Origin of the sequence: Herbidospora sp. NBRC 101105, assembly GCF_030269205.1 — a bacterium.
Classification (GTDB): Bacteria; Actinomycetota; Actinomycetes; order Streptosporangiales; family Streptosporangiaceae; genus Herbidospora; species Herbidospora solisilvae.
Genome location: NZ_BSSX01000009.1, coordinates 206402 through 225681 on the forward strand (window position 1 = coordinate 206402; position 19280 = coordinate 225681).

The 19280-nt window shown below is 71.1% G+C and carries 15 protein-coding genes; 8 read left to right on the forward strand and 7 right to left on the reverse strand.

The window, feature by feature from the left end; genetic code table 11:
- Positions 1-13: 13 nt before the first annotated feature.
- Both QSK34_RS33420 and QSK34_RS33425 read right to left on the reverse strand, forming a co-directional pair.
- Complete coding sequence (locus tag QSK34_RS33420) at positions 14-1780, reverse strand: vWA domain-containing protein (RefSeq protein WP_285590175.1); 1767 nt, start codon at positions 1778-1780, stop codon at positions 14-16.
- The gene (locus QSK34_RS33425) at positions 1780-2841 is read right to left on the reverse strand and encodes an AAA family ATPase (protein WP_285590178.1); all 1062 of its coding nucleotides are present in this window, start codon (positions 2839-2841) and stop codon (positions 1780-1782) included. Before QSK34_RS33425 ends, QSK34_RS33420 begins: the two co-directional genes overlap by 1 nt.
- A 117-nt stretch (positions 2842-2958) precedes the next feature.
- Here QSK34_RS33425 and QSK34_RS33430 point away from each other — a divergent pair, with 117 nt between their 5' ends.
- Positions 2959-4029: a calcium:cation antiporter gene (locus tag QSK34_RS33430; RefSeq protein ID WP_285590179.1), complete on the forward strand. Its 1071-nt coding sequence runs from the start codon at positions 2959-2961 to the stop codon at positions 4027-4029.
- 21 nt (positions 4030-4050) lie between these two features.
- Here QSK34_RS33430 and QSK34_RS33435 read toward each other — a convergent pair whose 3' ends face one another.
- Positions 4051-5379, reverse strand: coding sequence for a hypothetical protein (locus QSK34_RS33435; protein ID WP_285590181.1), 1329 nt, complete (start codon positions 5377-5379; stop codon positions 4051-4053).
- Between the two features lie 100 nt (positions 5380-5479).
- Positions 5480-7084, reverse strand: a complete 1605-nt coding sequence (locus tag QSK34_RS33440; protein ID WP_502875558.1) for a dolichyl-phosphate-mannose--protein mannosyltransferase — start codon at positions 7082-7084, stop codon at positions 5480-5482.
- Positions 7085-7359: 275 nt separating this feature from the next.
- Here QSK34_RS33440 and rsmI point away from each other — a divergent pair, with 275 nt between their 5' ends.
- Positions 7360-8187, forward strand: coding sequence for a 16S rRNA (cytidine(1402)-2'-O)-methyltransferase (gene rsmI / locus QSK34_RS33445; protein WP_285590183.1), 828 nt, complete (start codon positions 7360-7362; stop codon positions 8185-8187).
- On the opposite strand, the gene QSK34_RS33450 is transcribed toward rsmI, so the two are convergent.
- Positions 8184-9677: a hypothetical protein gene (locus QSK34_RS33450; protein ID WP_285590185.1), complete on the reverse strand. Its 1494-nt coding sequence runs from the start codon at positions 9675-9677 to the stop codon at positions 8184-8186. The two genes, rsmI and QSK34_RS33450, sit on opposite strands and share 4 nt — an antisense overlap.
- 113 nt (positions 9678-9790) lie before the next feature.
- On the opposite strand from QSK34_RS33450, the gene QSK34_RS33455 reads away from it, so the two are divergent.
- The 4 genes from QSK34_RS33455 to QSK34_RS33470 are packed head-to-tail and all read left to right on the forward strand — an operon-like array spanning position 9791 to position 14686.
- Positions 9791-11008 (forward strand): glycosyltransferase, encoded by a 1218-nt coding sequence (locus QSK34_RS33455; protein WP_285590213.1) that lies wholly within the window; start codon positions 9791-9793, stop codon positions 11006-11008.
- A 24-nt stretch (positions 11009-11032) separates the two neighbouring features.
- Positions 11033-12817 carry a methionine--tRNA ligase gene (gene metG / locus QSK34_RS33460; protein ID WP_285590215.1) on the forward strand — a complete coding sequence of 595 codons (1785 nt, stop codon included), beginning with the start codon at positions 11033-11035 and terminating at the stop codon, positions 12815-12817.
- Positions 12817-13665, forward strand: a complete 849-nt coding sequence (locus tag QSK34_RS33465) for a TatD family hydrolase (RefSeq protein ID WP_285590217.1) — start codon at positions 12817-12819, stop codon at positions 13663-13665. Before metG ends, QSK34_RS33465 begins: the two co-directional genes overlap by 1 nt.
- 55 nt (positions 13666-13720) lie before the next feature.
- Entirely contained in the window at positions 13721-14686 is a 966-nt protein-coding gene (locus QSK34_RS33470; RefSeq protein ID WP_285590219.1) for a ubiquitin-like domain-containing protein, read from the forward strand.
- 4 nt (positions 14687-14690) lie between these two features.
- Here QSK34_RS33470 and QSK34_RS33475 read toward each other — a convergent pair whose 3' ends face one another.
- Together QSK34_RS33475 and QSK34_RS33480 are read right to left on the reverse strand one after the other, a co-directional pair.
- Positions 14691-15863: a hypothetical protein gene (locus QSK34_RS33475; RefSeq protein WP_285590221.1), complete on the reverse strand. Its 1173-nt coding sequence runs from the start codon at positions 15861-15863 to the stop codon at positions 14691-14693.
- On the reverse strand, positions 15860-17422 hold the full coding sequence (locus tag QSK34_RS33480; protein ID WP_285590223.1) for a serine/threonine-protein kinase: 1563 nt from the start codon (positions 17420-17422) through the stop codon (positions 15860-15862). Before QSK34_RS33480 ends, QSK34_RS33475 begins: the two co-directional genes overlap by 4 nt.
- A gap of 103 nt (positions 17423-17525) precedes the next feature.
- Between QSK34_RS33480 and rsmA the strand changes: the two genes are divergently transcribed.
- Complete coding sequence (rsmA, locus tag QSK34_RS33485) at positions 17526-18386, forward strand: 16S rRNA (adenine(1518)-N(6)/adenine(1519)-N(6))-dimethyltransferase RsmA (RefSeq protein WP_285590225.1); 861 nt, start codon at positions 17526-17528, stop codon at positions 18384-18386.
- Between the two features lie 14 nt (positions 18387-18400).
- The gene (locus tag QSK34_RS33490; protein ID WP_285590639.1) at positions 18401-19264 is read left to right on the forward strand and encodes a 4-(cytidine 5'-diphospho)-2-C-methyl-D-erythritol kinase; all 864 of its coding nucleotides are present in this window, start codon (positions 18401-18403) and stop codon (positions 19262-19264) included.
- Positions 19265-19280 lie beyond the last annotated feature (16 nt).

Genomic DNA, 19280 nt, shown 5'->3' on the forward strand with positions numbered 1-19280 from the left:
AGCGACCGCGCCGTCACCGCATCCGGAACACCGGTCCCCGCGGACGAAAAGGCAGCGACGCCCCCTCCGGTACCAGCCACGCATGTTCCCGCCGCACCCGCACCACGTCACACCACCCGTCAGTGATGATCAAAATAGGCCCGCCCTGAGGAAAGTCGTCCGCCCGCTCCAGCAGGTCCACCCCAGGCTGCAGCACCGTCCCCCCACGCCCCCGCACCCGGACCTTCCCCGCGATCGTCTCGACCGGCAGGTACCCCGCGTCGTAAGCCGCCGCGTCGCAGAACACCACCCGCGCTTGTGGCACGTCCCGCGCCAGCGCATACGACGCGATCGCGCCCAGTGCCTTGCCCAGCAGCCGGACGTCCATCGATCCCGACGTGTCGAGGACCACGCCGAACGTCGCGTGCCGGACCACCTCCTCCGGGAGGATCCAACCCGGTCGGGGGATGTCGGGGCTCGACGACTGGCGGCGTGAGGCGCGGGCGTAGGTGCGCTTGCGGGTCGGGCTGGGGACGTGTTCGTCGAACCAGCGGGCCAGTTGGGCGTCCCATGGGAGTGGGGGCTGGTCGAGGGCGCGGATCTCCTGTTCCAGGCCGCTCGGGAGGTGGCCGCGGCCCGACGACAGGTGGTATTCCAGGCCGTTGGCCAGCGCGCTGCGGTAGTAGGCGTCCAGGTCGGCGTAGGTGCCGGGGGTGGCGGGTTCGTTCAGGAGGTCGCCGAGGCCCTTGCCTCGCAGGGTGGCCAGTCTTCGCATTCTGCGCAGGTCGGTCTTGATGCGGTCGTACACCTCTTCGCTGGAGCAGCCCCGGAGGTCGGGGTCGTACAGGAGGCCTTCGGGCATCTCGCCGACGTTCATCTCGACGAGCCAGCCGTTGACGACGTAGTCGCAGGCCACGTTCCACAGGTAGGGGTCGCGGCCGCCGACCCGGTCGCCGTGGCGCAGGGCGGCGTGCAGCATCTCGTGGGCCAGCACGAACCGCCACTCTTCGGTGAGCAGGTCGCGGAGGGGGTTGACGTAGATCTCGCCGGCTTCGGCGTTGACGGCCGCGATGGCGATGTCCCAGCCTCGGGCCACGTCGGCGTCGGCGACGATCTTGAGGCCTGCCGCCAGGGCGCCCAACAGCGGATATGAGGACACGAACCAGCCCAGGGCCAGTTCCCGCGGCGGTTTGCGGCGCACCGGGTCGCCGCCGGAGGCGACCGTGACGGCCGAGGTGGCCGCCGAGGAGACGCCGATGGCCAGTTCGGTGGGGTATTTGTGCCAGTCGGCCTCCTTCTTGGTGCCGACGCTGAAGTCGGGGTGCTCGCCCGGGGTGTACTCCACCGGGACGCCGGCCGACCAGCGGCGCGCGAGGGTCGCCTCGTCTTCGGCGGGCAGGTCCGGCAGCCGGTCGGGTGGGCGGCCGATGCCGACGGACGTGAGGAAGCGGTCCACCACCACGCAGCAGGCCGCCTGGTAGTGAGCCCTCGGGGCGCGTCGTCTGTCGCGGCCCACGGGGCGGTCGAGGTCGCCCGGTTCGGCGTTTCGCGGGTCGAGGTGGCCGAAGCCGGCGTGCAGGAGCAGGTGGGCGAAGACCCAGGCCCAGAGGTCCGGCTCGGCGCGGACGCGCGGGTTGAAGCGGACCGTGCCCGGCTGGATGTCGGCCCAGACGGCGTTGGGCAGCTCTTCGTCGTCGATCAGGCCCATGCGCAGGGTGCGGAACAGCGAGTGGTTCGAGGCGTCGCGCCAGCCTTCGTAGACGGCCAGGCGCCACGGGTCGGGTTTGCGCTGCTTCGTCATCAGGCCCGCGCCGCCGCGAGGCGAGGCAGGTCGCGGCCGACCTCGATGAGGAACCACGACGGCAGCACCGGGACGCCGTTGTCGTCGGTCGCGATGACCAGCTGAGCGCATTCGAGGCTGATCTCGGCCAGTTCGATCAGCAGGGCCTTGGACCGGAACGCCAGCTTCTGCAGGGCGGGGGAGGCGTGCCTCTTGGACGCCGGCAGGTCTTTCGCCAGCCGGGCCCGGAACGCCTCCGACAGGAAGAACAGCAGGTCGCGGTCTTGCGGGTCGCGGGGCCAGGCGACGTCGCCCTTCAGTACGGCGTCGAGGTCGAAGGCGTGCCTGACCGTCTTCACATAGGCGCGGAAGGCCGAGGCGTGCACCGGAGACAGGATGCCGTGGGCGAGCACGGCCAGCGTGTCGCCGTCGACGCCCTCGCCGTAGGCGTGCAGCGCGTCCGACAACATGTGCCAGCCGCGCGGCGTGGAGAACGGCTCCTCCGACTTCGGCGGCGGGCTCCACAGGTGGTCGGGCCGCTGGACGAGATGGTCGACGACCCACCGGTGCACCCCGTTGGCCGCGGCCCAGGCGAGCCAGTCGTCCACCGAAGCCCGCAGGTGAAGGTGGATCATGCGGTTGACCAGCGCCGACGGCATCGGCCGGGCGAGCGCGTTGTCGGTGGCCCGGTTGCCCGCGCCGATGACGACCGACCCCTTCGGCAACTCGTAGGTGCCGATCCGCCGGTCGAGGATGAGCGAGTAGAACGCCTTCTGCACCTCGGCCGAGGAGGCGTTGAGTTCGTCCAGGAACAGGCAGTAGGGCTCGTCGCGGGCGATCGACTCGGGCGGGGCGAACCGGCTGCGGTCGCCGACGATCTGCGGCACGCCGATGAGGTCCTCGGGTGCGAGCTGGGTGCCGAGCAGCGTCACACATTCGAGCCCCAGCGACTCGGCGAACGCCCTGACCAGCGAACTCTTCCCAATGCCGGGGGCGCCCCAGAGGAAGACGGGACGCACCAGGGCGACGTTGAGCAACACCTCGGGAAGCGCGGCCGGCGTGACGGTGACGGTGGCCTGCATACGCACCAGCTTCTCGAATCACCCGATCTTCGGCCAACGGTTTTATGCTGCGATGGTGACTATCCGTGATCGTGTCGACCGTTCTCCTCACTCTTCGCAGTCGTCGCGGGGGGTGCGATGAACACCCGGTTGAGGTGGACCGCGTCGATCGTCCCGGCCGTCGCCATGCTGGCGCTCGTCCTCGTGTGGGGGCGGGGGCTGCCCGTGCTCGTCGAGGTCGTGATCGTGTTGCTGCTGGCCGCGAGTGTGCTGGCGGCCGTGCACCACGCCGAGGTGGTCGCGCATCGGGTGGGGGAGCCGTTCGGGTCGCTGATCCTGGCGGTGGCGGTCACCGTCATCGAGGTCGGGCTGATCGTCACGCTGATGCTCTCGGGCGGTCCCGGGGTGGCCACGCTGGCCCGCGACACCGTGTTCGCCGCGGTGATGATCACCTGCAACGGCATCGTGGGGTTGTCGCTGCTGGTCTCGGCACTGAAGAGGGGGACCGCGCCGTTCAAGCCCGAGGGGACCGGTGCGGCGCTGGCCACCGTCATCACGCTGGCGACGTTGTCGCTGGTGCTGCCGACGTTCACGACCAGCAACCCCGGGCCGGAGTTCTCGGGCCCGCAGCTCGTCTTCGCCGCCGTGGTCTCTTTCGGGCTGTACGTCTTGTTCGTCTTCGTCCAGAGCGTGCGGCACCGGGACTACTTCGTGCCCGAAGGGGACGACGAACGCCACACCTGGACCCCGTCCGCGAAGACGGCCCTGATCAGCCTCGGGCTGCTGATCCTGGCGCTGGTCGCGGTGGTCGGGCTGGCGAAGGTCGAGTCGAAGAGCATCGAGGACGCCGTCGCCTTCGCGGGGCTGCCGCCCTCGGTGGTCGGCGTGGTGATCGCGCTGCTGGTGCTGCTGCCGGAGACCCTCGCCGCCGCCCGCAACGCACGGCGCGACCGCACGCAGATCAGCTTCAACCTCGCGCTCGGATCGGCCATGGCCAGCATCGGGCTGACCATCCCGACCATCGCGGTCGCCTCGATCTGGCTGACCGGGCCCCTCACGCTCGGGCTGGGCGCGGTGCACATCGTGCTGCTGATGCTCACGGCCGTCGTCGGCACGCTCACCGTCCTGCTGGGGCGGGCGACGTTGCTGCAGGCGGGGGTGCACCTCGCGCTCTGCGGCAGCTACCTCTTCCTGGCGGCGGTGCCCTGAGCGGGCGGGAACGCCCCAGTTTCAGCCGAGCCCCGCATACCGCCGGGGCCGCAGAGCCTGGGTGCGCAGCGCCGACAGCGCCGCCGCCTGGCCCACCGGCGTGAGCTGCCAGGTCGACCGCCAGTCACACGACACGCGCAGGTCGAGCGCGTCGAGGCGGCGCTGGAACTCGCCCATCGGGCCGCCCAGGTCGCGGGCGCTCACCTGGGCGCCGGCCGCCGAGCGCCAGCCCTCGCCGTTGACCACCTCGGCGACGCTCTCGCACAGGTCGGGATAGCTGTACGCCGCCCCGTCGGCCAGCAGCATCAGCGCCGACTCGCGGATGGACACCTCGAAGTCGTGTTCGCCCTTGGCCGGGGTCAGCAGGGTGGCCGTGACGGCCGTCCAGAGGAGATCGGGGTTGTCGGCCAGTTTCCGGCCGCGCGAGGTCAGCACGAGTTTGCGGCCGGTCCGCCGGACCGCCTTCAGCTCGCCCATCATGATCTCGCGGAGCATCGTCAGGGTCGGCACGTCGGCCTCGCCCCGGACGGTTCCCGAGGTCAGCGTGTCCCAGCCGAACAGCTCGACCGACTCGACCACCAGGGCGCGGGCGATGTTGAACTTCTGGGTCAGCGGCACGCCGCCGGTCTCGGCCCAGTCGAGCAGCCACCACAACGAGGCCAGATGGGGCTCCTCGGGCGCCGGGACGGGCGCGTGCAGCCGCACCTCGAACGGCTGGGCGAGCTCGCGGCGGGCCCGGCCCCGGCCGAGCACCCACCGGTTGAGGCGTTCGCCGTGGACGCGGTGGAGCCAGCAGTCACCGCCGAGTTCCGGGCGCGGGCTGTTCAGCCAGCGCCGGGTGAGGTCGAGGCGGCCCTTCAGGAACGTCTTGCCGCCGGGCTGCGGCAACTCGCCCGACACCAGGGCCAGTTCGAGGGCCGCCGCACAGGCCACGTGGGCGCCCAGTTCCTCCGGACCCATGATGGAGCTCCAACTGAGCTCCGGGACGTCGGGAGGGAGCACCCCGGTCGCCTCCACGGCCTCCTGGTAGGCGGCGGTGCCGGCCTCCTCGCCGTCGCGGGCGTAGACGCGCAGGATGCGGGTCGTGGTGGGCGAGTCGCAGAGGGCGGCATATCGCTCCATGCCGCCCAGCTCGAACAGGCGCCCGAGGGCGCGGGCGATCCCGTGGCGGTCGCCCGTCACCTTGATCGGGAGGGCGTACCAGAGGAACTCGCAGACGTCGAGCTGGCTGATCGTCTCAAGGGCCTCACCGCCGGTGAGCCACTCCACGGCGACACGAGCCGAGTCGGCGACATCCGGCTCGGCTCGCTCCAGCTCGGCGAGGAGGGCCGCCACGTCAGGTGCGGGCATGACCCGCAGTCTGCCGTATGGCACCCACCGTTGACGACGACCGAGAGACACTCGGGACCACCCCCCTAGTGACTCACGATACGGACCGCCCCGCCAGAGGTCAGATCCAGCCCTTCTTGAACAACATCCGGTCATACCAGTCCTGGTACGGCAGGAGCTCGGCCGACAGGACCGGATAGAGCCACCAGAAGTTCAGCAGCGACAGCAGCGCGAACACGCCGACCGCGATCGCGCCGGCGCGGCGGCGCTGCAACGGGGCCGTGGCCGGGCCGATGAGCAGGCCCGCCGCCAGCACGATGGCCAAGATCATGAACGGCACCATCGGGATGGCGTAGAAGAGGAACATCGTGCGGTTGTCGGCCCAGGCGAAGTAGAACCAGGGCAACCAGCCCGCCGCGTAGCCCAGCAGGACCGCCCCGGCCCGCCAGTCGCGGGTGGCGACGTACCAGGCGATCATGGCGATGAGGGCGGCGAGACCGGCGTACCAGATGATCGGGGTGCCGGTGCCGAGCACGGCCCACGAGCAGCTGTCGGCGCCGCAGCCCGAGGGCGACTCGTAGAAGAACGCGACCGGGCGGGTGAGCAGCGGCCACTGCCACGGTTGCGACTGGTAGGGGTGGGTGGTGGCCAGGCCGGTGTGGAACGACAGGATCTGGGTCTGGTAGTCGATCCACGACCGCATCGAGCTGAACACGAAGTTCTGCCAGCCGCCCGTCGTGGCCTCGGCCCAGTTGCGGCCGTAGCCGCGTTCACCCGCGAACCAGCCGGCGAACGAGACGACGTACACGACCAGAGACACGATCGCCACCCAGGCGAACGCGAGCGGCACGTCGAGCTTCAGGGTCGCCAGCACCGGGCGGCGCAGCCCGACCGCGCGGCGGGCGCCCAGGTCCCACAGGACGGTCATGATCCCGAACGCCGCGATGAACAGGATGCCGGTCCACTTGGTGGCCAGCGCGGCCCCCAGGCACAACCCGGCGGCCAGCCGCCACGGGCGCAGGCCCAGCTTGGGGCCCAGATCGCTGACGGGGGAGTTCTCGTACCAGTCGGCCAGCCGCTCGCGTGACTTGTCGCGGTCGACGACCAGGCAGGCGAACCCGGCCAGCAACCAGAACATCAGGAAGATGTCGAGCAGGGCCGTGCGCGACAACACGAAGTGGAGGCCGTCGACCGCCAGCAGGAACCCGGCCAGGCAGCCCAGGACGGTCGAGCGGGTCATCCGGCGGGCCAGCCGGGCCAGCAGGAAGATCGAGATCGTGCCGACCAGCGCGGCGGCGAACCGCCAGCCGAAGGGGTTCAGCCCGAACATCCACTCGCCGAGGGCGATCATCCACTTGCCGAGCGGCGGGTGGACGACGTAGGAGCCGCAGTCGACGACGTTCTGACACACCTTGAAGATGTTGTCGTCGCCGCGCAACATCGCCTGGTTGGCCGCGTCGCCGTCGAGGAACTGGGTCTCCACGCCGAATTTCAGCGTCGACCAGGCGTCTTTGGCGTAGTAGGTCTCGTCGAAGACCACCGCCTTCGGCACCTCGAGGCGGTCGAACCGCAGGAACCCGCCGAACAGGGCGATGAGGGCGGGGCCGAGCCAGGCCCACAGCCCGTCGCCCGGCATCGGGGGCAGCAGCCGTTCGCGCACGGAGAGCTGCGGCTCCTTCGGCTCGGGCTGTTCGGGCGCCTTGTCAGCAAAATCTGTCACGGCCACGGCGACACACTACTGGCGACACGCCGTCACGAACACGACGTACACCCCGATTCCTGACCCCGCGACGCGCCGCCGCCGGACCGACGGAACCCCGGCGGCGGGCCCACGGGATTCGCCGCCGCGTCGAAGACACGGCGGGAACGCGGAACGCCGCAGAACGCCGCACCGCGCCGACGCCTGGACCGGCGGAGCGCCGCCGTCGGACCAGGGCGCGAGGACCGCCGTGCCGGAGGCACGGCCGACGAACACCTGCGTGAAGCTTTCATACTTGAGGGGTGACGGACTACGGAACCCTCGTGCTGGCCGGGGCCCCCATCGGGCAGCCGGGCGACGCCTCTCCGCGGCTGCGGGCCGCCCTGGAGAGCGCCGACGTGATCGCCGCCGAGGACACCCGGCGGCTGCGCCGCCTGGCCGGCGACCTCGACGCCGAGATCACCGGCCGGATCGTCTCCTACTACGACCAGAACGAGGCCGCCCGCGCCCGCGAACTCCTGGGGCACCTGCTCGACGGGCAGAAGGTGCTGGTCATCACCGACGCCGGCATGCCGGGCGTGTCCGACCCCGGCTACCGGCTGACCCGGCTCGCGGTCGAGGCCGGGGTGCGGGTGACCGCCCTGGCCGGGCCGTCGGCCGTCACGACCGCCCTGGCCGTCTCGGGCCTGCCCAGCGACCGGTTCTGCTTCGAGGGTTTCCCGCCCCGCAAGGCCGGTGATCGCGGACGTCGGCTGGAGAAGCTCGCCGACGAGGAGCGCACCATGGTGTTCTTCGAGGCGCCCCACCGGCTGGAGGCCTCACTGCTGGCCATGGCCGAGGCGTTCGGCGCCGACCGGGCCGCCGCGGTGTGCCGTGAGCTGACGAAGACCTATGAAGAGGTGCGGCGCGGCACGCTCGCCGAACTGGCCGCGTGGGCGCCCGAGGCCAAGGGCGAGATCACGATCGTGGTGGCCGGGGCGGCGCCGAGGGAGGTCTCCGTCGGCGACCTGATCGGCGAGGTGGCCCGCCTGGAGGCCACCGGGGTGACCCGCAAACAGGCGATCAGCGACGTCGCCCGCGACGCGGGCGTGTCGAAGCGCGACCTCTACAACGCGGTGCACTCCGCTTAGGAGACGACCGGTTCGGCCGCCAGCGGTTCTCCGGTGCGCCTCCTGCCGAACCGCACCTGCCGCAGCGCGATCGCCGCCGCCAGGCAGGCCAGCGGGACGGCCGGGAGCAGGTAGCGGTAGTCGAACTCGGCGGTGGCCGCCGGGGCCAGCACCAGCCCGGCCGCCCCCAGGAACGGCAGCAGCACCGGCCCGCCCAGGGTGCGCCAGCGCTGCACCACGCCCACCAGCCCGGCCAGCAGCAGCAGGCCGAGGACCGTGCCGGGCAGCCGCACCACCGACTGGTAGCTCATCATGAACGTGGAGAACGGGGCGACCTTGACGGTGGCCGCCTCGCCGTTCTCGTAGCGGGTGGCGTCGCCGTTGGTCGTGCCCCGGTAGGAGCTCCACTGGGGGAGCTTCGTGGTGGTGTTGTTGCTGAACTCGTAGAGGCCGAAGGTCTTGTTGTCGGGGAAGACCGGGCGGCCCCACTGGAAGGCGCGGAAGAAGTCCTTCGCGATGGCGGCCAGGTAGTCGAGCGGCTGGGCCATGATCGCGCGTTTGGCGAACTCGCTGGCGATCTGGTTGGTCTCGGCGTCGAACTTGCGGCCCGCGCCGAAGACGTGGAGCTGGTTCTCGTTGTCCCACCAGAGATAGGCCTGCGCCGACTTCTCGCGCTCGGCCACCGGCGTGTTGATGCACAGCAGCGCCAGGTCGAGGTCGTCGCGCGGGTCGAGGCCCATCTTGTCGCAGTCGGCGAACAGGGCGGTGCGCATGTAGAGGATCACGCCGTCGCTCTGGGTCATCGCGAAAGGGCCGTTGACCGCCTTGAACCAGCCCATGTAGCCGATGACCGGGATCACGCAGGCGACCAGCATGGCCGCGATCGGCTTCCAGCCGACCCGCTTGATCAGCATGAACGCCACCACGAGCGCCAGGATCGGCAGCCCGATGCTGCGGGTCAGCGCGGTCAGCGCGAGCAGCCCGCCGACGGCCGCGCCGACCTTCCAGGTCATCGAGCGGTGCCAGAGCACCAGCACGATCACCCCGGTGACCAGCAGGGTGAACATGGCGTCGCTCATGATCAGCTGTTCGAGCTGGATCTGGTAGGCGTCGAACAGCACCGGCACGGTGGCCAGCGTCGCGGCCCACCCCGCCATGGCGAACCTTTTGACCAGCAGCGCATAGATCAGCCCGGCCGTCGCCAGGCCCATCAGGTGTTGCGTGAGGACAACGAGGCTGAAGCTGTGAAAGGGTCGGAGCAGCAGGAGCCAGAAGGCGTAGCCATCCGGCCTGATCGGGTGGGGCCTCGGGTGGAGCGCGACCGACACGTAGTCGTAGGAGTCGTTGAACCACATCGCCGGGCCGAAGCCGAGCATCGTGACGAGCCGCAGGAGCGCGCCGGCCGCGAGCGCGGCGGCGAACCAGCGATGATTGCGCAGCGTGACGACGAGACGCTCCTTCCAGGTGACCTGGGGGGCGCCTGTGACGGCGGGTTCCGCGACCGCGACCATGGTTACAGAATGCCAGGGGTTTTCGGGACTTGACCCGCCCCCCTCGGGGCAGACGGCATCATGGTCTGATTACTGACCGGCGATCACAGGTGTAAACGGCAGGGGTAACGAACGTGGAACTGACAGTGGTCATGCCGTGCCTCAACGAGGCGGAGACCGTGGAGGTGTGCGTAACCAAGGCCCTGGCCTGCATGCGCGAGAACGGGATCGACGGCGAGGTGGTGATCGCCGACAACGGCAGCACCGACGGCTCGCAGCAGCTCGCCCGCGACGCCGGCGCCCGGGTCGTGCACATCGACCAGAAGGGCTACGGCAACGCCCTGATCGGCGGCATCCGCGCCGCGCGCGGCAAATACGTGATCATGGGCGACGCCGACGACTCCTACGACTTCACCAACCTGATGCCGTTCGTCGAGGAGCTGCGCAAGGGCGGCGAGCTCGTCATGGGCAACCGCTTCAAGGGCGGCATCGCCCCCGGCGCCATGCCCCCGCTCCACCGTTACCTGGGCAACCCGGTCCTGTCGTTCGTGGGCCGGCTGTTCTTCCCGAGCGCGATCGGCGACTTCCACTGCGGCCTGCGCGGGTTCCGGCGCGACTCCATCCTCAAGCTGGGGCTCCAGACCGGGGGCATGGAGTTCGCCTCCGAGATGGTCGTCAAGGCCACCCTGCAGGGCCTCGACGTGCGCGAGGTGCCGACCACCCTGTCGCCCGACGGCCGCTCCCGCCCGCCCCACCTGCGCTCCTGGCGCGACGGCTGGCGCCACCTGCGCTTCCTGCTCCTCTACAGCCCCCGCTGGTTGTTCTTCATCCCGGGCCTGGCCCTGATGATCTTCGGTCTGGTCGTCGGCACCGCCCTGACCTTCGGCCCGGTCTACATCGGCCAGCTCGCCTTCGACGTCGACACCCTCGTCGGCGCGTCGGCGATGGTGGTGATCGGCTTCCAAGCGGTCCTGTTCGCCCTGTTCACCAAGGTGTACGCCGCCGAGGAGGGCTTCCTGCCCGAGTCGCCGCGCATCAGGAAACTGATCGACATCGTCACCCTGGAACGCGGCCTCATCATCGGCGGCCTGCTGGCCGTCGCCGGTCTGGTCGGCCTGGTGGCCTCGCTCGCCCACTGGGGCGGCAGGGGCTTCGGCGAGCTGATCCCGGCCGAGTCGCTGCGTCTGGTCGTGCCGTCGGCGACCGCCTTCATCATGAGCTTCCAGACGATCTTCGCCTCTTTGTTCATCTCGATCCTGGGCATCCGCCGTTCGCGCGAGACCCCGGTCGACATCGCCGCCTCGGCCGCCGAGGAGGCCGCCGAGGCCGTCAATAAGCAGCCGACGCTGTAGTCGGATGCCTCTAGGCTTGGAGGCATGTCTCAGCACATCTTGACCGCCGTCGCGTGGCCCTACGCCAACGGGCCACGCCACATCGGGCACGTCTCCGGGTTCGGCGTGCCGTCCGACGTCTTCAGCCGCTACCAGCGGATGGCGGGCAACAAGGTGCTGATGGTGTCCGGCACCGACGAGCACGGCACGCCGATCCAGGTCCAGGCCGACAAGGAGGGCGTCACCGCCCGGGAGCTCGCCGACCGCTACAACCGGGTCATCGCCGAAGACCTGACGGCCCTCGGGCTCTCCTACGACCTGTTCACCCGCACGACCACGCTCAACCACTACGCCGTCGCCCAGGAGATCTTCCTCGGGCTCCACAAGAACGGCTACATCTTCCCGAAGACCACGATGGGCGCGGTCTCCCCGTCCACCGGCCGCACTCTCCCCGACCGCTACATCGAGGGCACCTGCCCCATCTGCGGCTACGACGGCGCGCGCGGCGACCAGTGTGACAACTGCGGCAACCAGCTCGACCCGATCGACCTGATCAACCCCAAGTCGCGCATCAACGGCGAGACGCCGAAGTTCATCGAGACCGAACACTTCATGCTCGACCTGCCCGCCTTCGCCGACGCGCTCGGCACCTGGCTGCAGGGCAAGCAGGGCGAGTGGCGGCCCAACGTGCTGAAGTTCTCGCTCAACCTGCTGGGCGACCTGCAGCCGCGCGCGATCAGCCGTGACCTCGACTGGGGGGTGCCGATCCCGCTCGACGGCTGGAGCGACCGCAACGACAAGCGCCTCTACGTCTGGTTCGACGCGGTCATCGGCTACCTGAGCGCCTCGGTCGAGTGGGCCCGCCGGTCGGGCGACCCCGACGCGTGGCGGGCCTGGTGGCAGAACCCCAACGCCCGCGGCTACTACTTCATGGGCAAGGACAACATCGTCTTCCACTCCGAGATCTGGCCGGCGATGCTGCTCGGCTACAACGGAGAGGGCGCCCGGGGTGGGGCGGCCGGGTCGCTGGGGCGGCTCGACCTGCCCTCCGAGGTGGTGTCGAGCGAGTTCCTGACCATGGAGGGGAAGAAGTTCTCCTCCTCGCGGTCGGTCGTGATCTACGTCCGCGACTTCCTGGAGCGCTACTCGGCCGACGCGCTGCGCTACTACATCGCGGTGGCCGGCCCCGAGAACCAGGACACCGACTTCACCTGGCAGGAGTTCGTCAACCGCAACAACGGCGAGCTCGTCGCGGCCTGGGGCAACCTGGTCAACCGGTCGATCTCGATGGCGTCCAAGAACTTCGGGAAGATCCCCGACGCGGTCGACCTCACCGACGCCGACCGGGCGCTCCTCGAGCGGTCGAAGGCCGCCTTCCCGGCGGTCGGAGCCGAGCTCGGGCGGTCGCGGTTCAAGAACGCGGTCACCGAGGCGTTCGACGTGGTGCGCGAGGCCAACCGCTACCTGGCCGAGCAGGAGCCCTGGAAGATCAAGGACGACCCGGTCCGTCAGGGCACCATCCTCCACGTGGCGCTCCAGATCGTCGACGACGCCAAGACGCTGCTCACCCCGTTCCTGCCGAACTCCTCCAACAAGATCCACGAGATGCTGGGAGGCCAGGGCGTCTGGTCCGGCATGCCGGAGATCCGCGAGGTCGACGAGCCGGGCGGGCGCTCCTACCCCGTCATCACCGGCTCCTACGAGGGCGCGGCGAAGTGGGAGCACCGGCCCGTTCAGTCGGGCACCCCCCTGGCGCCGCCGAAGCCGCTGTTCGCCAAGCTCGACCAGAAGGTGGTCGACGAGGAACTGGGCCGCCTGGAAGGCAAGTGATGTCGGTCCCGTTCCCCGAGGCGCTCGGCGCCGAGGTGTTCGACAGCCACTGCCATCTCGACATCATGGTCGGGGAGCGCAAGGCGTCGTCCGGCGATCCCGTCGCCCTGGCCGCGCAGGCGGCCGGGGCGAGTGTCGACCGCATCGTCGAGGAGGCCAGGTCCGTCGGGGTGACGCGCCTGGTCACGATCGGCTACGACCTGCGCTCCTCCGAGTGGGGCGCCGAGATCGCCCGCGACCACGAGGGCGTCTACGCCGGCGTGGCGATCCACCCCAACGAGGCCCACGCGGCGACCCCCGAGGTGCTCGACCGCATCGAGGAACTGGCCCGGCTCCCGCACGTGCGGGCCGTCGGCGAGACCGGCCTCGACTTCTTCCGCGACTGGGCGTCCAAAGACGACCAGCACGCCTCGTTCCGGGCGCACATCGAGATCGCCAAGCGCACCGGGAAGGCGCTGGTCATCCACGACCGCGACGCCCACGACGCGGTCCTCGACGTGCTCGACGAGGTGGGCGCCCCCGACGTGGTGGTCTTCCACAGCTACTCGGGCGATGCCGAGATGGCCGAGCGCTGCGTCAGGGCGGGCTACTACCTGTCGTTCTCGGGCCCGGTCACCTACAAGAACGCCGGCTACCTGCGCGAGGCCGCGAAGGTCGCGCCCGCCGAGCTGATCCTGGTCGAGACCGACGCGCCCTACCTGCCGCCGACTCCCCACCGGGGCAAGCCCAACGCGCCCTACCTGATCCCGCTGACGCTGCGCCGCATCGCGGAGGTGAAGGACACGGCCCCCGAGGCGCTGGCGGAGATCATCAATGCGAACGGTCCGCGCGTTTTCGGTGATTGGTAATGGGATGTCACGGTACGGTGTGAGTTGACCATGGCGCTTCCGGAAGGACGCATCCGTGTATTCCCCGACGTTGGAGAGCCCCGCGCGTGACACGGGCAGCCAACTGTCGGGCTGGGAACATCCGGTCGAGAAACCCGCTGAGACGCCGTCCCGGTTGAGGGCGCTGGTCCGTCCGTGGCTGGCCGTGTTGTGCGCCGCCGCGCTGGGGATCTCGGTCGGCGTGGTCATCGGGGTCGGGCTGGCGCGCGAGATCACCCTCGACGTCGACGGCAAGCTGACCACCCACCGCTCGTTCGCGGCCGACGTGCGGGGGGCGTTGAAGGCCGCCGGGGTGCCCTACGAGAGGGGCGACATGGTCTCGCCCCCGCCGTCGGCCGAGATCGGCGACGACATGACGATCGTGGTGAGGCACGCCCGCCCGCTGACGCTCAACCTCGACGGGACCTCCAGCACCCATCTGACGACGGCGCTCAACGTCCAGGACGCCCTCGTAGAGCTCAAGATGAACCCCAACAAGCTCCAGCTCTCGACGACCCGGCTGCGGCAGATCCCGGTCGAGGGGTTCGAGCTCGACGCGCGGTCCCAGCGCAAGGTGACGATCGTGGCCGGCAGCATGCGCATCGAGACCACGACGACCGGCCGGACCGTGAAAGAGGTCCTGGAGGAGTCGAACGTCGAACTCGGCGAGGGCGACAAGGTCTCGCCCGGCCTGTCGACCTTCCCGCCCGAGGACACGGTGATCCGGGTGACCCCCGGCCTGCCGCCCCACACGATCCCGATCTCGGCCGACGTGGCCGCGCTGAACTGGGAGGCGCTGGCGCGATGCGTGTCGGGGAACGACGCCAAGTCGGCGCCGGGAGGGCTCTACGGGTTCGGGCTGAAGATGTGGCTCGCGGTCGGCGGGGAGAAGCGGCCGGTCGACTGGCCGGAGGCCGAGCAGACCTACCGGGCCCAGCTCCTCTACCAGCGGCTGGCGGGCGACTGGAAACGCGCCTGGCCGGAGTGCGGCCACCGCCTCTGACCGCTCAGCCGACCGCATGGCCGTAGTCGACCGACCCGGCGGGCGCGGGCGTCGTCGCCGAGGCGGAGACCGCGCCGACGCCGTCGCGGTCGGGCGCGCCGACCAATAACCCGGAGGCGCCGTCGGCGGCCAGCGACCAGCCGTACCGCTGCCCCGGCTGGGGCGGGACCGGCAGCGCGGTCACGGTTCCGTCGACGGTGGTGGTGTGCACGCCCCCCGTCGCCCCCTTCGTGTAGGGGTGGCCCATGGCGAGCCGCCCGTCGCCGGTGAACGCCAGGGCCCAGCCGAGACCGGTCGTGCCCGGCACGGTGATCGCCCTGGCGGGGGAGAGATCGGCCCAGAGCTGGACCATGCCGGCGTCGCGCGGCCCGGCGAGCGGGGCGCCCGCGGCCAGGTAGGAGACGCCGCCGATCCGGGTGGCCGCCAGCGTCCAGCCGAAGCGGTTGCCCGCCTCCTCCGGCACGTCCTTCGTCGCCTGGCCGAGGTCCCACTTCCTGGTCGTGTACGGCGCCCCCGACAACACGTCCTTGATGACGACGACCGTCCCGGCGTCGACGATGCCGCTGGCGACCTGGATCCCCGTGCCGTCGTCGTCCTCGTAGGGCACGCCGACGGCCAGGTCGGGGCGGGCCGGGTCGCCGTGGAAGGCCAGCGACCAGCCCCACATGTCGCCGACCTCGCCGTTGCCGATCATGCCGTCGGACTCCTGGTTCAGCCGCGCCTGCCCCCGCGGGGAGAACAGGTGCACCGCGCCGGCGTCGGTCAGCGGGTCGTCGGCGTGGGGTTCGCCGACCGCCAGCACCCAACCGCCTGGCAGGTCGGCCGCCGCCAGCGACCAGCCGAAGTGGGCGTCCTCGCGCGGGTCGCGCGCGGTCAGGGTCTGGACGCCCCCCGCACTGAACACGTAGACCGCGCCCTGGTCGTCGTCGCCGGCGTAGGGGGCGCCGACGACGACGTCGAGGCAGCGGTCGCCGTCGACGTGGGCGGTGGCCACGGCCCAGCCGAAGCCGGTGTTGGTCTCGTCACCCGGGGGTCTGAGGGTCTGGCCGCCGAAGGCGACGGTCTCGGCGAAGGGGTCGCCGACGGCGTGGGTCGTGGCGGGGCAGGGGGTGGCGGAGGCCGTACCGGAAGGGACCAGCGCGGACACGAGCAGCAGGGCGGCGAGCAGCCGGGTCACAGGGCCACCTCCAGGCCGCCGCCGAACTGGAGCCGGGCGGGCACGCGGTCGTCGGGGAGATCGAACACGAGCATGCCGTCGGAGCGCCCGCCGGGCCGCAGCCCGCTCGGCAGCGGCGTGGAGAGGCGATGGGGCCGGTAGGCAGTGCCCGAGGCGTCGAGCAGCACCGGCGTGGCCGTGATCCCGACCAGTTCGCCGCCGGTGTTGACCATGCTCCACGGGATCACGCAGAACGCCCCCTGCGCGGCCGTGACGCCTTCGTAGTCGGGCAGGCCGCACCGCGGATCTCTGGTGACGACCAGGTCCACGCCGAACCCGGCGCCGACGGTGATCCGCTTGGCGACGTCGCCGCCGGCGGCCTCCTGCGCGGCGATCTGCACGGCGGTGCGCGGCTCGTTGTCCCCCGACACGACCAGCACCCCGACGCTGACCACGAACGCCACGAAGATCACCACGGCCGCGATGAGCCACCGGTCGGAACGCGACCGTGGTGGTTTCAACGGTGGTTCGGCAGAGGTGCCGGGGCCGCTTGAGGCGACCACGGTGACCGGTTCGGCGGTGCGGTCGATCCGCTCGCCGGAAGCCGGGATCTCGTCGGTGGCGGCGACGGGAACCGGCTCCACCGGCGCCGGCGGGTCGGCGGGTTCGGGGAGGCTCTGCTGGAGGGTCCGGTTGAGTTCCTCGACCGGAATCAGCGGCTCGGCCCGCCGGACCTCCGGGTCGCGGGCCGAGACCGTCGGCAGGGCGCCGCCGACCAGGGCGATCAGCAGGTCCTGCGCGGTCGGGCGGCGGGTCGGGTCGGGGTCGGTCGCCAGGCGGACCAGCTCGTTCAGCGGCTCGGGGAGCGCGCCCAGGTCGGGGCGGCTGTTCAGGACGCGGGCCGCCAGGGTCACCATGTTGCCCTGGCCGTAGGGGTGACGGCCGGTTCCCGCGTAGGCCACCAGGCAGCCCCAGGCGAAGACGTCGGTCCACGGGCTGACCGGCTCGCCGCGCACCTGTTCGGGCGCCCACCAGCCGGGGCTGCCGAGCAGCTCCCCGGCCTGGGTGAAGTCGTGGGAGGCGTCGAGGGCGCGGGCGATGCCGAAGTCGATCACGCGGGGGCCCGACAGGGACAGGATGACGTTCGCGGGCTTCAGGTCGCGGTGCACCAGGCCGGCCACGTGGATTGCCGCCAGGGCCGCCGCCACGCCCAGGGCCACGCCGTGGAGCGGTCCCGGCTCAAGCGGGCCCTCTTGGACGATCTGCCGGTTGAGCGGGGTGCCGGCGATGTACTCGGTCACCATGTAGGGCCGCCCGTCGGCGGTGGTCCCGTTGTCCAGCACCTGGGCGGTGCAGAACGAGGCCACCTTGCGGGCGTTCTCGACCTCGCCGTGGAAGCGGGCCGCGAAGGCGTCGTCGGCCAGCTGGGAGCGGACCACCTTGAGGGCCACCAGGCGGTCGTCGGCCACGGCCAGGTAGACCGTGCCCATGCCGCCCTCGCCCAGGCGGCCCAGCAGCCGGTAGGTCCCGATCGCGGCGGGATCGTCGGGGCGGAGCGGCTCGGCGCCGGTCGGTTCCATCTGGGGGCTCTCCTACGGCCTGTGCGAGTTCGTGAACACTTCGAAGCAATCGCCAGCATGGATTGCCCGTGGGGGTCGCGAACAGGTAAATCGACGCGTTCGCATGCCCGACACTGGTTGCATGAGTCTGCTCGGGCCCGTTGAGGTGCGCACGCTTGCGGAGAAGTTGAACATCCGGCCCACCAAGAAGCTCGGGCAGAACTTCGTCATCGACGGCGGCACGGTCCGCAAGATCGTCAGAGTCGCCGAGGTGTCGCCCGACGACGTGGTGATCGAGGTCGGGCCGGGGCTCGGGTCGCTGACCCTGGCGCTGCTCTCGGAGGTCGCCGAGGTGGTCGCGGTCGAGATCGATCCGGTGCTGGCGGGGCAGCTCCCCGAGACGGTCACGGTCATGCTTCCTGATTACGCCGACCGCCTGAGGGTCGTCCAGGCCGACGCTTTGCGCATCACTCCGGATGACCTGCCGGCCCGGCCGACCGCGCTGGTCGCCAATCTGCCCTACAACGTGTCGGTTCCGGTCGTCCTGCACCTGCTGCAGATCCTGCCCGAACTGCGCCGGGGCCTGGTGATGGTGCAGTCGGAGGTCGCCGACCGGCTGGCCGCCCGGCCCGGCTCCCGCGTCTACGGGGTGCCGTCGGTCAAGGCCGCCTGGTACGCCGACGTCCGCCGCGCTGGCCCGGTCGGGCGCAACGTCTTCTGGCCGGCCCCCAACGTCGACTCGGGCCTGGTCTCTCTCGTCCGCCGTGAGCCGCCGGCCACCACCGCCAGCAGAGAAGAGGTGTTCGCCGCGATCGACGCCGCGTTCGCCCAGCGGCGCAAGACGCTGCGGGCCGCCCTGGCGGGCTGGGCGGGCTCCCCGGCGCTGGCCGAGGAGGCGCTCGTGAAGGCGGGCGTCGACCCGCAGGCCCGGGGCGAACAGCTCGACGTGGCCGACTTCGCCCGGATCGCCGAACACCGCCGCTAGGCTCCCGTCCCGTGATTACCGTGCGTGTGCCCGCCAAGGTCAATCTTCAGCTCTCCGTCGGCCCGCTCCGCGACGACGGCTTCCACGACCTGGTCAACGTCTTCCAGGCCGTCTCCCTGTTCGACGAGGTCACCGCGTCGGAGTCAGACCGGGTCGAGGTCGTCTGCGACCACGCCGACGTGCCGCTCGGGCCCGACAACCTGGCCGTCCGGGCCGCCCAAGCGCTCGCGCCCGGCAGGGGCGTCCGGCTGGAGATCAAGAAGACCATCCCGATCGCGGGCGGCATGGCCGGGGGCAGCGCCGACGCCGCCGCCGCGCTCGTCGCGTGCAACGCCCTGTGGAACCTGGGCAAGACCCGCGAGGAGCTGATGGAGATCGGCGGCACGCTCGGCAGCGACGTGCCGTTCGCGCTGCTCGGCGGCACCGCCGTCGGCGTCGGCAAGGGCGAGGTCCTGACGCCGATGGAGGTCTCGGGCACCTTCCACTGGGTGTTCGCGCTGGCCGACGGCGGTCTGTCGACGCCGCAGGTCTACGGCGAGTGCGACCGCATCAGGGAGGCCACCGGCGAACAGGCCGCCTGGCCGACCCTGAGCGACCCGCTGGCCAAGGCGCTGGCCGAGGGCGACGCCGCGGCGCTCGGGGCCGCGCTCGTCAACGACCTGCAGCCCGCCGCCATCATGTTGCGCCGCTCCCTCCACCGCACCCTCGACGAGGGCCGTGAGCTCGGCGCGCTCGGCGCGCTCGTGTCGGGCTCCGGGCCGACGTGCGCGTTCCTGGCCGCCGACGAGATGCACGCACGCGAGATCGCCGTCTCGCTCACCGGTTGCCGTGAGGCCGTCGTCGCCTCCGGACCGGTGCCGGGAGCCGCGATCGTCTAGATAGGCTTGGCGGGCG